Raw genomic sequence first — 13,935 nt, 5'->3', positions numbered from 1 at the left:
GCCTCACCCCTCGCCGCTCGGATCGGTCATCTCGCGATCCACCGTGAACCAGTATTCCTTCTTGTCGGCGCACATCTCCCCGGCGTCGGCCCAGGCGTCGGGCGAGATCTCCTTCACGAGCCCCTCGAGCCGCTCCTCCTCGGGCCGATCGGCGTCGGCGAGCAGCGCCGCGATGTCCTCCTGCTCGAAGAACCGCGGATCGATGCGGATCATGTTCGCCGTGAAGATCGCGAGGCTCCGCTCGTAAGTAAAGCCCTGCTCGCGCCCCTTCTGGATGCAATGGGAGACCCGCCGCCGCAGCGTCTCCGGCGGCCAGTGCCCCACGTCGCGCCAGTAATGCAGCTTCATGTGCCGCACGATGCGATCCAGGAACGCCGAATACCCCGCGTCTCGTCGCTGGGCCTTCGTGACGAGCAACATCAGGAGACCTCCGCCGGAAAACGCGCCACGTGCCCGAAAGGATCCTCGACGAGGAAGGCGCGGATCTCCCCGAAGAGCTCCGCCTTCTGCTTCGGCGTGCACGTCGGCAAGAACTCGCGCAGGACGACCGGATCGTAGAAACGAAAATAATACTTCTTCCGCGTCTCGGCGTCCGCCACCATCAAGAACCGCCGGAGGTGCCGCCGGAGCTCCTTGAAGCTGCGCGGATACACGATGAAGATCCCCCAGCGGTTCCCCCAGCCCTCCTCGACGAGCCGCGCGAGCAACGAGGACGAGCGATCGATCTCCACGAGGTACGGCGCCACGTCCTCCAGCGCCTCGCCGTCGAACCCTTCATACAGCGACCGATATCGATCCACCGACTCCCGCACCACCGTCAGGATTCGGTCCGTCCGCGCCGCGTCGAGCACCACGTAGAGCGGACCCTCCACCGCGCGGAGCAGCGAGAGCGCCTCCGCCGCCCGCGCCGCCCTCCGGCGTTTGTCCCCGAGCAGCCGCGCGCGGTTCTCCTCGACCCACTGCGCCTCCAGCGGCTCGAGCTCGTCCGGCTCCGCCGCGAGCAGCACGTCCATCTCGTCCTCGTCCGGCGGCGTCGCGGCCTCGAGGTACACCATGAAATCGGTCTCGCCCGCGCGGATCCAGCCCCCGTGGACGAGCTCCTCCGCCGCCGCGATCTTCTGCCCCCCGACGAGCGTCCCCGTCCCCTTCGACAGGTCTCGCACGAGGACCTTCGCGCCGTCGTAGGCGACCTCGAAATGGACGCCCGACATGTGCTTGTCGGACACGATCCATTGCGCCTTCGCCTTCCTCCCCACGCGCAAGGTCTCGCCGGGCGAGAGCACCTTCTTCGTGCCGCCCTCCGGACCATAACGAAGCTCGACGATCGCCCGCTGCATCGCTCAGCTCTCGCCGCGGTTCTTCCGCGCCGCGTCGCGCTCCTGCTTCGCCCGCTCGCACTCCTCGCAGAACGGCTCGTCCGTGCGAAGCGCGTCCGCCTGCGTCGACGAGCCGATGTTCACCGTCGGGCAGCCGAGCACGATCTTCCCCCCGTGGTCCGTGGGATCCCCGCGCCGCGCCGCGTCCTTGTTCCCGATCTTCACCGTCGGCTCGCCTTGCGACACCGCGTCGGGCGGCCCGATGCAGATGAGTTTGTCCCCGACCCGCGCCGCCGGCATGAAGCCGATGAGCACCGTCGGCTCGCCCGAGATCACCGGCCCGCCGACGTGGGGCTTCGGCCCCGGATCCACCTTGGGGCAGACGTGCATGTCCGTGATGCGTGCAGCAGGAGGCATGGCCAGTTCCCCTTTTTATTGCCCGATCCCCTCGACCCGCAGATCGATCGGCCTCGGCCGCTCCGGCTCGTCCACCACCGCGAGCTTCGCCTCGTCCGGCACGATGGGCTTCGCGCCCGAGCCCGTCCCGGCGCTGCCGCCGCTGTTGATCCGCACGAGGTTGCCCTTGATCGTCACGCCCTTCGCGTCGATGCGGACGAACCCGCCGGGGCCCTTCAGCGTCAGATCCTTCGCCGCCTCGATCACGATCGACGAGCCCGCCTTGAGGTGGATCTCCTTCGCGACCTCGAGCGCCGCGTTCTTCACCACCTTCTCGTAGTGGTTCTTGTCGACCGTGAGCGACAGCGTCCCGTCGACGCGCTCGTTGCGGTTGCCCATCACGTGCAGGCTCGAGTCCTTCTCGACTCGCTCGCGCCGCATCTGCCGGACCACGATGTCCTGATCCTTCTGCACGAGCAGCTTCATGTTGCCGTCCGTGATCTCGTGCTCGTCGCCGTTCACGAGCTTCAGGCTCCCGCCGCCCACGTAGAGCGTCCGGTCCTTGTCGGTGATCTCGATGCGGTCGACGCTCGTCACCTCCACGCGTGTCCCGCTCACCGACTCGATCTCGTGGCGCACCACGTACTTGTGCCGGTCGTGCCCGATCGTGATGATCTCGTCGTTCTTGACGTACTTGCGCAGGTTCTTCTCCGCCTGCATCCAGACGAGCTCGCGCGTCTTGAGATCCTCGAACATGATCTCGTTGAAGCCATTGCCGCCGAGCGACGAGTTGCTCTTCCACGTGCTGCGCGTCTTGTACTTGGGCAGCTCGTAAGGCACGACCTGCGTCGCGTTGAAGACGCGGCCCGTGATGATCGGATGATCCGGGTCGCCGTCGAGGAAGCCGACGAGCACCTCCTGCCCGATGCGCGGGATCACGATCATGCCGTAACCCGTGCCCGCCCAGCCCTGACTCACGCGGATCCAGCAGGAGCTGTTGTCGTCGAACGTGCCCTCGCGATCCCAGGGGAACTGCACGCGCACGCGGCCGAACTCGTCGACGTGGATCTCCTGCCCCGGCGGGCCGACCACCGTCGCGCTCTGCACGTTGTTGAGCTTCGGCTTCGGCGTCCGCATCGGCGGCCGGTACACCACGTCCGTGTACACGCTGCGCGCCGAGATGCTCCACTCGTCCTGCGGCGAGCCCTCGATGCGCAGATCGACGACGAGCAGATCCGCGCCCTCGCCGATCTCGGGGTGCGGGTGGTGGCCGATGTTGAAGATCATCCCCGGCGCGAGGTCGGGGCAATTCGTGTCGACCGCGACCTGCCTGCGCCCCATGCGCCGCCCGAGCAGCGCCTTCTCCGCGCGCCCCTTGCCGTGTTTCTCGTCGTGCCGCGCCACGCCCTTGTCGTCGGCCACCGGCGTGTTCCCGTCGGCCTTGCCCGTCTCCGACAGGAACGAGCCCGGCTGGTAGACGTACTGCTCGTACCTGTCCTCGGGCGCCGGCGAGCGCGGCGACTGCTGCGCGAGCTCGTACGAGGGCCTGCGGAAATCGTGGTCGCGCTGCGTCCAGAGCCCCGGCCGCACCTCGTGCGAGAGCCGGACGTTCGTGACGAACTCCTTCTCCGACTCCTGGTTCGGCTCCTCGACGTACGAGATGGGCAGCCCCCCGCGCTTCGGGCCCTTCTCCAGCTTGTCGTGGAACGTGATGTTCGTGCCTTGATCGTCGGGGAACGTGAAGGCGATGCCCGCCTCCTCCACGAGGCGGCTCATGAAGTTGTAGTCGCTCTCCCCGTACTGGACCTTGTATTCGAGCTTCGGGTAGGTGCCGCGATCGATCTTCCAGACGGGCGTGATGCCCCACTCGCCGAGGAGTTTGTCGACGATGTCCGGGATCGAGAGGTGCTGGTAGATGCGGTGACCGCGGCGCTGCGTGAGCAACCAGGCCTTCGGCGCGATGCGGATGAAGTACGTCGACTCCGCCTTCTGCCCGGGCAGCGGCGAGACGCCGTGCACCTGCTCGACGTGCGTGACCACGCCCTTCCACGTCCGCGATCCGAGCCCCGCGACGAACCGGACGCCGTGCACGATCTTCAGCGACGCGTCCTTGCCGATGATGCCCTCGAGGTCGACGTCCGGATCTTCGCACCGGGCCCACACGGCGATCGTGGAGAGGGTCGAGACGCTCTCCTCCACCGTGAAGCGTCGAACGGAGAGATCCGCGCCTGAAGCTACTTTGAGCTCGAGGATGGGCATATTTGTAATCCTACCACGCGTGCCAGCGCCGAAAACAAGGGCATTTTCCCGCGTTCTCGCGTCGAGCATGGCAGCGGATTTTTATGGTGAAGAGCTTTGCCGCGCCGCGTGACGTCAGGGCACCGGGCCGCCGAAGAGGCCGAGGAACCGGCAGGCCCAGACGACCATGATCGCGACCGCGCTGCCCCCGGAGACGTCCCTGCCAAACCGTTTCCAGCCCTCGTCGTCGAGCCGCAGCGCGGCGAGGACGGTGGCGACGACGACGAGCGCGAGCGGCAGCGCGAGCGGATGGAAGCGCGTCGCCGCCGCGAGGTCGAGCCGCAGGAGCGCGAGCGCCGCGCGCGTGAGGCCACACGCGGGGCAGGGGAGCCCGAGCCCGAGGCGGAAGATGCAGGTGGGGAAGGGGAGGAGGGCGAGGAGGGAGGCTATCGAGAGCGCCGGGAGCGCGAAGCGGAGCCGCTTTGTGGCGCTCTCGAGCATGCGGACGCGCGCGTCAGGCGACGCGCTCCGCCTCCCACTTGAGGATGTTGCAGATGCCCCAGGGGTAGTAGATGCCGCACGAGAGGTACGTGAAGAGCACCGTGAGCAGGTACGTCCCGAAGAACCCGCCCGGATCCTTGCGGAACTGGTAGCCGCGGCCGTCGAGCTTCGTGTTCTCCCACATGAACGCGAAGAGGTTGTTCGCGAACCAGGGACCGTAGATCCCGAGCGTGCAGTACATGAGGATCAGGCCGAGGATGTACGTGCCGAGCAGCGACGCGGGGTCGCCGTGGAACGTCAGCCGGTTCGGCTGCCCGCCGACGAGCACCTTGCTGTGCACGAACTCCTTCATGCGCACGATCGCCCACGGCGTGTAGATGCCGCAGGTGACGCTGGTGAGGATCGTGTTGAGGACCATCACCTTCGCGAGCTCTTGCGGCGTGCCCGTGTACTGGCATTGCTGGCCGTCGAGCGCGAGCGCCTCGTAATAGAAGCCGTAGAACTTGTTCGCGAAGAGCACCGAGGCCACGAGCACGCCGGCGAACAGGACGAGCCCGCCGATGAGCGAGAACAGCGCCATCACGATGCCGCCCGTGCCGATCGCGCTCTCGAGGCCGAACCCGATGCCGTAGATGATGCCGAAGACGAAGTACGCGGCGATCACCGGCACGACCCCGAAGAGCAGGTACGTGCCGAAGAGCTTGCCGCCGTCGCCGTTGAACACGACGCGCCCGCCGATCCCGCCGGCGAAACCCCCGCCCATGCCCATCGGCGCGCCGGGCGGCGGGCCATAACCACCCTGCGGCGGCGCATAAGCGCCCATGCCCGGGGCGCCGGCCGGAGGTTGTCCCCAACCTCCGCCGCCGCCCGGAGGAGGCGCGCTGCCGCCCGGGGGACCGCCCCAGCCTCCGCCACCACCAGGAGGCGGCATTGCCCCACCACCGCCGGGAGGATAACCACCGCCGGGCGGGTATCCCCCGCCGCCGCCGCCACCGTAACCGCCTGGGTTCATCCGTGCACCGTCCCTGTTTGCGAGTCAGGGGCGAGCGTACAGCCCTCCGGGAGAAGGTGTAAAGATGGCAAGCACCCCGGCGGAGTTAGATCTTCGTCCCCGCAGGGTCTTTCGTGTCCGCACCCGTCGTCTCCTTCTCGAGCGAGAGCTCGGAGACGCCGTCCTGGAAGCGGATGCGGGCGAGCATGAGCTTCTCTTGCAGCGCCACGAGATCGATCGTGGCCTTCGAGATCCGGTCGCTCACCTCTTGCATCTTCTTTTCGAGGCTCTGCATGAGCGGCCCGCCGCTCTTCACGACCTTCAGCGTCACGATCTGCGCGTGCAGCTCGTCGAGCCGCTGCCGGTATTCGGCCATCTGCTCGCGCGACGAGCTGATGCGTTGCTCGAGGTTCGCCATCTCCTTCTGCAGATCGAGCAGCTTCGTCACCGACTCCTTCAGCGGCCCCGCGACGGCCGCGGACGAGAGGTGCACGCGCACCATCTCCATCCCGACGTTGCTCCGGATGTCGGTGCTCTTGAAGAGCGGCGTCTCCTCCTCGATGTCGACCTCGACCTTCGCGCCCGCGGGGATCTCGATCTTGAAGAGGTACGACTCGCCGAACCGCTCCTGCGACGGCGGCGCCTTCGACAGCTTGAACCCGGGCGCGACCGTGTGCCGCACGTAGACCGTCGCCTTGTCCTGCAGGCGGTTCGTCATGACGAGCGTCTTCTTCTTCGTGTGCCTCACCTCGGTGGAGAAGACGCCGCGCTGCACGCTGAGGATGCGGGCGATCGCGTCGCGCGTCTCGTCCTTGCGCTCCACCACGATCTGCCGATCGAGCGCGAAGGGCACGAACGCGAACGAGCGCGCCGGGATCGGATCACTCATGCCCTCGCCGATGAACCGCCCCTCGCCGAACACCGTCACGGGCCCGCTCTCCAGCACCGAGTCCGTCGGGTTCTTGAGGCGCACCGCGCGGAACGGGAACGCCGAATTTCCGCGCGTGCTCTCGGGATCGTAGAAATACACGAAGGCGCCTTCGGTCTCCGTGTTCAGGATTGACACCATCGCGCTCATCAAACGCGGCACCGTCATCGGCGTGGGCGACTCGAAGTGCGACGTCCCGATCGGCTCGGCGCTCGCGGCCTTTCCTGGGTCGAGCGTCGCGGTGTTTTGCATCTGCGCTTGTTGTGCTTCTTCCGGCGGCGCCTCGACGATCCGCACGCCGCCTGCGCGGCCTGCTTGCATGCCGTTGCCCACGGCCACGACCTGCGAGGGATCGAGCCCGGCGCGGATGAGCTGCTCGCGCGCGCGGTTCGCCCGATCGAGCGAAGCGCCGTACTTGTCGCCGTCGCGCCCGTCGGCGAAGCCCTCCACGACCACCTGCCTTCGCGAGTTCCTGTACTGCGCCGCCAGCCGCGAGAGCCCCGAGTCGTCCTTCGGTTTGGTCTCCGCCCACGGCTCCATCGGTCGAGACGCGGGCTTCGTGGGCGCGGCGGCGCCTGCTGCGCGCCCGCCGCCGAGCCCGCCGAACGTGCCTTGCGCGATGCCGCGTTTGTTGGCCTTGGCGACCGGCATGTTTCGCTCCTCGTCGCGCGGCGCGTCCACTGCGGCGAGCTTGGCGTCGTCGAGCTCGGCGACCACGCGGTTGCCCTTGCCCGGCATGCCCGGGGCGAACGGCTGCCCGGCGTAGGTCGAGCCGCCCATGGGCGGCGCTTGCGCGAAGAGATCGTTCGACTGGAGCGTCTCGCGCTGGACCATGCGGACCGAGCGCAGATCGAAGCGGAACGACAGGGCCGAGCTCGAGCCGACGCCGAGCTTGACCTTGTTCCAGTCCTCGCCGGAGGTGTTGTCGACGATGGCCCAGGCCTCGACCTTCATCTTGCCGTCCTTGCCGACGGAGACGCGGTAGCTCGGCTTCCACGACGGCGCTTCGGTCACGTACGAGAGCAGGAGCTTGTGTGGTCGTGGCCCCTGGAGCTGGATCTCCATGTTGACGAGGTTTCCGCTCCCGTTCTGCTGCGCTTGTTGCTGGTTCTGCTCTTGCCCGGCGAGCGCGTGGCCGGTGGTCGGGTAGGCGATCGGGGCGGGTTTGCCCGTGGTCGCGTCGGTCACGGTGAGTGACTTCAGAAAATCGTCGATCTTGTCGCCGGGCACGCTGAGACGGAGCGCGTCGCCGTCGATCTCGGCGTAACGTTCGAAGTAGGCGATGCCGTTGCGGTAGACGACGACGCGACCGAGCGTGGTGTCGCTCTTGACGAAGCTCGTGGCCTTGCTGGCGCAGCCCGAGAGCAGGAGCAGCGCGATCGGAGCCAGAATCTTTTTCATCGGGAGACCTCTACGTGCGGAGCCGGCGGCGCGCGGCGCGCCGAACGCCCTTCGACGAACGACCCGCCCCAACGATCTGGGGATGGTAAACCGCCTCCTGCGGCTTCGAGACAGAAAGAACGGCGAGGGGGGCCATCTCCTTACACGGGGTGGACATCTGCAACAGCATCCGCGTTGCGCCTTCTCCGTTGTCCCCATTGCGACGGGGCCGAGGTCGGGGTAGGGACAAGGCATGCCGCGTCCCTCGGAACCTCCCAGCATCGACGAGTTGCGGTCGCTCGTGCGGAACAAGGGCTTGCGGGCGACGGCGCCGCGCCTGGCCGTGCTCCGCCGGCTGCTCGCGCAGAAGACGCCCGTGAGCCACGGCGACCTCTGCGCCGAGCTCGCGCCCGAGGGCTGGGACCGCGCGACGATCTACCGCAACCTGATCGACCTGACGGAGGTCGGCCTCGTGCGACGCACGGACGTGGGGGATCACGTCTGGCGCTTCGAGCTCGTGCGTGAAGGCGGCGAGCACGAGAGCGGGACGCACCCGCACTTCGTCTGCAACAGCTGCGGCGAGGTGGCGTGTTTGCCGGACGAGATCGTCGAGGTGAAGGCGACGCGGGGGATCCCGCGGGCGCTGCGGAAGAAGGGGCTGGAGATCCAGTTCCGCGGGACGTGTGACAGGTGTGCGTGAGGGGTAGCGCCTCCGGGGGACGCTACCGGATCCGCTCCAGGTGTTGCTCGGCCTTCCGCGGCTTCTTGTACGTCGCCTCGAGCGACGCCTTGCCCTCCTCGATCGCCTCCACGCAATAATAGGCCGTGTCCAGCGGAAGGCAGTCGCCCAAGTTCATCGAGAAACCCAGGGGCTGGGGCTTGTCGCCCCACCAGCTCTTCTCGTTCAGGGCCGACGCGGGCACGTCACACGTGTACGCGAGCGCCGCATAATGGACGTCGTCTCGGAGGACCGTATGGTCCATCCGCAGGTGACAGCTCTCCACGCGCGCGACCTTTCCGGCTTCGAGCGTGAACTGGTTGGACTCCGAACGCCCGCAGGCGGAGGCGGCGACGGCGGCGATGAGGATGAGTAACGTTCGCATGGTGCATTCCTCGAAGGTCAATCGCAGTCGCCGAAGTTGAAGGGCCCTTCGCAGTTCTCGCAGCGCTTGCGCATCTCCTCGCAACACGAGCTGCAATTCGGCGCGGCGCCTCGGTTGCCGCAACTGTTGTGGCACAATGGGGTCTGCTCCGCACACCACGCGGGGCTCTTGCAGTCTGGCGTGGTCGCGTGCCTGCACCCCATCACCATCGTAGCAACCCCGAGCAGAAGAAGCAGTCGAGCGCGCATCCACGCCTCCCCCGAAACTCCCGCCACGTTACCCCACCCACACTCCCTCGGTCAACCCGCCCCTCCCGCCGCCCCTCCCGAAGCGCCCCGGACCACACGCCATCGCCCTCGCCCTTCACGAAAACGACCACACGAAACCGACGCGCCGGCCCTTCGAACGCCCGTGCCGTTGCTCCTCGCCCCCGCGCGGTTGCTTCCTGCACATCGAGTAAAGGTAGCTACATCACACGCCAACCCTCCTACGGGTTTGCGGTTCGCTCCTACGGGTTTGCGTTTCCTTCCTGCGCGTTTGCGTTTTGCTCCTCACCTCCGAGCGTTTTGCTCCCACGGACGAGTTTTTTCCTCGCGCGCGCCCGCGCTTCGCTCCTCCGCGCCCCGCCTCGCCTCCTGCACGTCCGCCCCGCCTTCGGGTACGCCTCCACGCCCATCGTGTACAGCAGCACGGTTCTGCCGCCCGGCTCACGGATTTTCTGGTACCGTCCACACCGAACCAGCACACGCTGTTTGGTCGGGAGGATGTTCTGATGGGTGCGATTGACTACAAGCGGTTCTATCGGTTGCTCACGCGTTGCCAGGAGCTCGGCGAGGACATGAATGCGCGGCCGGTGGTGTCGCGGGTGTATGGGGACGTGCTGAAGGGGGCGGGCGAGGCGTTTCTCGCCGCGCACAAGTCCGTCCTCGCGGGGGAGAGCGCGGCGGGCAAGGAGGGCGCGGAGGCGAATGCGGCGCTCGTGGCGATCGACCAGCCTTATCGCGAGGCGCGCGCGATTGCATTGGCGTACGTGCCGACGCTCTCGGTGCCGGATACCCTGAAGCGGCAGCCGACCGATACGGACAAGGTGAACGCGCTCGAGGACCTGCTCGACGCGGTGGACGATCACCTCGGCGCGCCGTGGGCCGACGACATCGTGACGGGCGAATTCGGCCAGAGCGCGCCCCAGGTGATCAAGGAAATCCGCGAATCGGTCGAGGCCAACACGTCGCTGGCGAACGCAAAGACGGCCCGCGCGACGGCGTATGGACCGGCGTACGAGAAGTATCTGTCGTTCAAGCGGGTGGTGCGCGAGGTGCACGGGCCGGCGTCGAAGGAATACAAGCGGATCCACCTGCGGGCGAGTCCGGGGGCGGAGGAGCAGGGGGAGGGCTGAACCGAGCTCCCGCCCGCGCTCCCACCCGAGGCTCCCGGCCCCGGCGCAAAATCACGAGGGGAGGCGCAAGCCTTGCGCCTCCCACCAGTCCTCCTCACCAGATCTCCCGAGATTCCGTCCACCGGGTGTCATGGCCTGCTCGTTGCAGAGCTGGCGCTTTGTCACTTTTCACGGAATCGAGGAGATGGGCTTCATGAAAACGGATGGTAGGGCGGGCGCCGCGTCGCGGCGCCCCGCTCGACGGTGGGCCGGCTGGTTCACGCGGAGCGCCTGGGTGGCGCTGGCGGTGGGGCTCGCAGGCGCGAGCTGCGAGAGCACGTGTCGTGGGACCGAACAACCCTTCGAATGCGGCGTGCCGCTCGAGGGGGACCCCGACATTCTTCGTTATTGCGCCGGGACGGGCGAGATCTGCGTCTGCGCGACGCGCTATTGCGCGAAACCCGACGACAGTTGCCCCTCGAAGTTCCGGTACCTGGAGGAGCCCTTCGGAATGCAAGAGGAGGGCATGGAGCCGGACTGCGTCGAGAAGGAGGACGTCGAGGGCAAGACCATCGCGTCCGGTCAAAGGGAGCTCTGCGAAAGCGGGAGCGGGGGGAGCGGCGGCGGCGGCGGGAGCGGGGGGAGCGGCGGCGGCGGCGGGAGCGGGGGGAGCGGCGGCGGCGGCGGGAGCGGGGGGAGCGGCGGCGGCGGCGGGAGCGGGGGGAGCGGCGGCGGCGGCGGGAGCGGGGGGAGCGGCGGCGGCGGCGGGAGCGGGGGGAGCGGCGGCGGCGGCGGGAGCGGGGGGAGCGGCGGAAGCGGCGGCGGCGGGGGCATGGGAGGTGGATCGTGAAGTGGAATCGTCCCTGGATATCATTGCTCGTTCTCTGTGCGTCCGCCGGCGTCGTGCAGGCGGCGCAGGAAGGCGGCAAGGCTGCCTCGAAGAAGCCGGGCACGGCCAAGATCGAAGTGCGCGTCGATTCCCGCTTCACGGCGACCGCGGTCCTCGTGCAGACGGCGGGCACGCCGTACAAGCAATGCAGCATCTCGAATGACAGGTATGCGCCACGTTGGTTGGTCAGCACGGGCGGGATCCTCGCGAAGGCCACGTATGAGAATGCGTTGCGCGACAACGGCGGGTTCATCGGCCTGATCTCCCAGACCGGCATGGCCCTCTGCACGACGGAGGCGGGGGACAACGTCGCCGACGAGAGCTGGGAGGTCGTCGACGTGACGACGCAAACGACGGGGACCACCATGTTCGCGCCTCTCATCGTCTCGCCCGACAAGTACGAGGCGAAGCTCGTCGGGTGGGCCCGTCCCGCCCTCGACAAGCTGGGGATGAGCCCGACCTGCAAGGCATGGAGCACGCCGCCCGTGGGCGTGGACAAGCAAGTCGATAAGTGCGAGGTCGAGGTGCGCGATGAGCGCGTCGTGTTCCGCTTCAGCGAGCCCATTCAGCGCGGTCGCATCCAGATGGAGTACACCAAGGCCAACTCGAAGGAGCTCGCCGCCACGGTGCACGTGAACATCGACACGTGCCGATTCGTGCCACGCGGACACGTGACCAGCCTCGTCCGTGGAGCGTCATTGCAGAACATCTCCTTCGAGGCCGCGCCCGGAGACGCATCGGGGAACTGCGGATCCCGTTTGTATGGGCTCACGCACGTGCGGCTCGGCGCGCACGACATTCGCGCGGAGCAGGTGCAGGATTCTTACTCCACCTACGTGCTTCGGGACGTGCCGACCGCATTGCCGCTCGGCATGCAGGAGGTCGAACTCTTCGGCGCGGAAGGCAAGTTCGGCGTGACCTCGCTCGAGGTGCTGGAGTCGATTCGCGTGGAGGGGAAGCTGAAGGTCGATTATCGCCTGCGACGCTCCGATGATCCCAAAATATCCAAATTTCAGTCGTACTTCGACAGCGCATCCGGCGAGGTCGATGAGGGGATCGCCGTGGTGAACCCGATGGCCCTCCAGGGATCGGACCCCCCGGACAAGAACCGATACCTCGTGGTCAACACGGCGAAGCTCTCGATCCCGGCGAAGCTCCGGCCCCAGGGCATCGAGCAATGGATACCGATCGACCCGAGCCTGCCTCCCGAGGTCCCCAAGGTCCCCGAGGTCCCCGAGGTTCGCGAGGTCGTCAAGCAACGAAAGGTCAGCGTACACGAGGAGTTCGTGTGGGTGGTAGCGTCGAACCCCACGGTGCACGAGGTCTACTACGATCACGCCGAGCGGCTGTTCGTGGAGGAAACCGTGCCGCCGAAAAGCGAGAGCAAGGAACCCGCGTCGCCGACGGCGAAGACGCCAACATCGCCAAAGAAGCCGGCAACGAAGCCGGCGCCGAAGCCCCCGCAAGTGTCGGCGGCGAAGCCGGCGCCGCAAGGGGAGAAGCCGGAGGAGAAGCCCAAGGCGGGCTCGAAGGTGAAGCAAGCCTGGCCCTGGCGTGTCCTCCTCGACGGCGCGGAGAACATCACCTTCGACGTCATCCGGGAGACGGAACGCCCGATCCGGCCGCGGCTCGCGCTGATGCGCGTGATCCGCACCTACGAGCAGAAGGATTCGGATCCCCGGCCGATCCTCGTGGCGAACCGATTCGAGCCGCTGCTGGAGCTCGACGTCACGCTCGCGACGAAGGCGCGCCGCGAGAGCGTGCCGCTGCCGGTGAGCAACTTGCTGGAGGTGAGCTGCGACGGCTCCGAGAAAGTCGCCTGGAATGGACAGACGCGGGCCATCAACAACGAGGACGTGCGCAATGGGAAGTGCGAGATCCGGGTCCGTGCCGAAAGGGAGTTCAGCGCCGTGCGCGCGCTCTTCGGTCCCCAGAGCGTCCTCGTGACCGTGCAACGCGACGGCGTGGAGAAGGTCGAGAAGATCTGGTCTCTGCAGGACCACCAGACGGGCCCGAAAACAGGGATGAAGCTGGACGCGCCCCCGGGTGACAACGACGCGAAGGGGCTCTATCGCGTGGAGGCGCGCATCGCGGCGCAGGTCAAAGGCGACGCGTTGTACCGGGGCGCGACGAAGGACAAGATCCTCGAGGAGCTCCTGTCCCGGGAGCACACGAATCTACGCTTTGCGGCGAACCTTCGCCCCCGCGGTCCCTTCGGGTGGCAGGTTCTTCCGTTTCGCACCTACGTCACCGCTTTCGTCCCGGTGTCGGGCTTCCGCACCCCGGCGGCGCCGACGGAGCTGCGGCACAGCAAGCAATTGTCGAGCGTGCAATACGTCACGCCCCGCGCCGGGCTGCTCTTCACCCTGGAGCCTTTTTGCGAGGACGAGGGCGTGAACCCGTGGCCCTTGAATCCCGGGGTCCAGGTCGGAATGAACCTGATCAACCTCGGCGACGCGAGCTTCGCGCCGACGTTTCTGGCAGGTGTGGCCGCGACGCTGCCCGTGCTGGACGCGTCTTCGAGCCAGCTCGGCTCGAAGGTCGCGTTCGGCGCTTATTACGAGTACGACACCCGCGTCTCGCCCCAGTATGCCCACCACTTCCTTTTGACCCTGGGGCTCAACGTCGGTTCGTTCTTCTCGGGGAACTTCAAGTAACGCCGAGCCCCTCGCGTTCCGGACCACAGCCTCACCCTCCGCCCAGCCCGCCCCCCCTGACCTGCACCCCATCGGCGCGGGGGAGGCGGGGAAGGGCGCGGGGGGGTGGGTCCTGTTGTCCGAGGGGTCGCTCTGCGACCCCGAGTTCGGGGGGACCCCCC

12 protein-coding genes are annotated in these 13,935 nt (G+C 67.5%); 4 read left to right on the top strand and 8 right to left on the bottom strand.

Going from position 1 to position 13,935, the window contains the following annotated elements; translation table 11 throughout:
• Positions 1–3 precede the first annotated feature (3 nt).
• The 7 genes from GF068_RS36315 to GF068_RS36280 form a co-directional block, all read right to left on the bottom strand.
• On the bottom strand, positions 4–420 hold the full coding sequence (locus GF068_RS36315) for a hypothetical protein (RefSeq protein ID WP_153824138.1): 417 nt from the start codon (positions 418–420) through the stop codon (positions 4–6).
• Positions 420–1,337 (bottom strand): DUF4123 domain-containing protein, encoded by a 918-nt coding sequence (locus tag GF068_RS36310; RefSeq protein WP_153824137.1) that lies wholly within the window; start codon positions 1,335–1,337, stop codon positions 420–422. The genes GF068_RS36315 and GF068_RS36310 overlap by 1 nt, the downstream gene beginning before the upstream one ends.
• Before the next feature lie 3 nt (positions 1,338–1,340).
• A complete protein-coding gene (locus GF068_RS36305; RefSeq protein ID WP_153824136.1) occupies positions 1,341–1,733 on the bottom strand; it encodes a PAAR domain-containing protein in 393 nt (130 codons plus the stop codon).
• A gap of 15 nt (positions 1,734–1,748) precedes the next feature.
• Positions 1,749–3,971 carry a type VI secretion system Vgr family protein gene (locus GF068_RS36300; protein ID WP_153824135.1) on the bottom strand — a complete coding sequence of 741 codons (2,223 nt, stop codon included), beginning with the start codon at positions 3,969–3,971 and terminating at the stop codon, positions 1,749–1,751.
• Positions 3,972–4,085: 114 nt separating this feature from the next.
• Entirely contained in the window at positions 4,086–4,451 is a 366-nt protein-coding gene (locus GF068_RS36295; protein WP_153824134.1) for a DUF2752 domain-containing protein, read from the bottom strand.
• Positions 4,452–4,464: 13 nt separating this feature from the next.
• Positions 4,465–5,463, bottom strand: a complete 999-nt coding sequence (locus GF068_RS36290) for a DUF898 family protein (protein ID WP_206079626.1) — start codon at positions 5,461–5,463, stop codon at positions 4,465–4,467.
• 85 nt (positions 5,464–5,548) lie between these two features.
• Positions 5,549–7,771, bottom strand: coding sequence for a DUF4139 domain-containing protein (locus GF068_RS36280; protein ID WP_170319880.1), 2,223 nt, complete (start codon positions 7,769–7,771; stop codon positions 5,549–5,551).
• Between the two features lie 232 nt (positions 7,772–8,003).
• On the opposite strand from GF068_RS36280, the gene GF068_RS36275 reads away from it, so the two are divergent.
• Positions 8,004–8,450 carry a Fur family transcriptional regulator gene (locus GF068_RS36275; protein ID WP_153824131.1) on the top strand — a complete coding sequence of 149 codons (447 nt, stop codon included), beginning with the start codon at positions 8,004–8,006 and terminating at the stop codon, positions 8,448–8,450.
• Positions 8,451–8,472: 22 nt separating this feature from the next.
• Here the strand turns inward: GF068_RS36275 and GF068_RS36270 are convergent, their stop codons facing one another.
• On the bottom strand, positions 8,473–8,853 hold the full coding sequence (locus GF068_RS36270; RefSeq protein ID WP_153824130.1) for a hypothetical protein: 381 nt from the start codon (positions 8,851–8,853) through the stop codon (positions 8,473–8,475).
• Between the two features lie 772 nt (positions 8,854–9,625).
• Here GF068_RS36270 and GF068_RS36265 point away from each other — a divergent pair.
• The 3 genes from GF068_RS36265 (at position 9,626) to GF068_RS36255 (ending at position 13,774) form a co-directional block, all read left to right on the top strand.
• Positions 9,626–10,249 carry a hypothetical protein gene (locus tag GF068_RS36265; protein WP_153824129.1) on the top strand — a complete coding sequence of 208 codons (624 nt, stop codon included), beginning with the start codon at positions 9,626–9,628 and terminating at the stop codon, positions 10,247–10,249.
• 193 nt (positions 10,250–10,442) lie between these two features.
• A complete protein-coding gene (locus GF068_RS46630) occupies positions 10,443–11,078 on the top strand; it encodes a hypothetical protein (RefSeq protein WP_170319879.1) in 636 nt (211 codons plus the stop codon).
• Entirely contained in the window at positions 11,075–13,774 is a 2,700-nt protein-coding gene (locus tag GF068_RS36255) for a hypothetical protein (protein ID WP_153824128.1), read from the top strand. Before GF068_RS46630 ends, GF068_RS36255 begins: the two co-directional genes overlap by 4 nt.
• Positions 13,775–13,935 lie beyond the last annotated feature (161 nt).

The organism is Polyangium spumosum (assembly GCF_009649845.1).
GTDB classification, from domain to species: Bacteria; Myxococcota_A; Polyangia; order Polyangiales; family Polyangiaceae; genus Polyangium; species Polyangium spumosum.
Note: the sequence above shows the minus strand (reverse complement) of the source record. Positions and strands in the feature narration are given on the sequence as shown.

Excerpts from the sequence above, each read along its gene's own strand:
- GF068_RS36315 (WP_153824138.1), bottom strand. The coding sequence starts at position 420 with ATGTTGCTCGTCACGAAGGCCCAGCGACGAGACGCGGGGTATTCGGCG.
- GF068_RS36310 (WP_153824137.1), bottom strand. The coding sequence starts at position 1,337 with ATGCAGCGGGCGATCGTCGAGCTTCGTTATGGTCCGGAGGGCGGCACG.
- GF068_RS36305 (WP_153824136.1), bottom strand. The coding sequence starts at position 1,733 with ATGCCTCCTGCTGCACGCATCACGGACATGCACGTCTGCCCCAAGGTG.
- GF068_RS36300 (WP_153824135.1), bottom strand. The coding sequence starts at position 3,971 with ATGCCCATCCTCGAGCTCAAAGTAGCTTCAGGCGCGGATCTCTCCGTT.
- GF068_RS36295 (WP_153824134.1), bottom strand. The coding sequence starts at position 4,451 with ATGCTCGAGAGCGCCACAAAGCGGCTCCGCTTCGCGCTCCCGGCGCTC.
- GF068_RS36290 (WP_206079626.1), bottom strand. The coding sequence starts at position 5,463 with ATGAACCCAGGCGGTTACGGTGGCGGCGGCGGCGGGGGATACCCGCCC.
- GF068_RS36280 (WP_170319880.1), bottom strand. The coding sequence starts at position 7,771 with ATGAAAAAGATTCTGGCTCCGATCGCGCTGCTCCTGCTCTCGGGCTGC.
- GF068_RS36275 (WP_153824131.1), top strand. The coding sequence starts at position 8,004 with ATGCCGCGTCCCTCGGAACCTCCCAGCATCGACGAGTTGCGGTCGCTC.
- GF068_RS36270 (WP_153824130.1), bottom strand. The coding sequence starts at position 8,853 with ATGCGAACGTTACTCATCCTCATCGCCGCCGTCGCCGCCTCCGCCTGC.
- GF068_RS36265 (WP_153824129.1), top strand. The coding sequence starts at position 9,626 with ATGGGTGCGATTGACTACAAGCGGTTCTATCGGTTGCTCACGCGTTGC.
- GF068_RS46630 (WP_170319879.1), top strand. The coding sequence starts at position 10,443 with ATGAAAACGGATGGTAGGGCGGGCGCCGCGTCGCGGCGCCCCGCTCGA.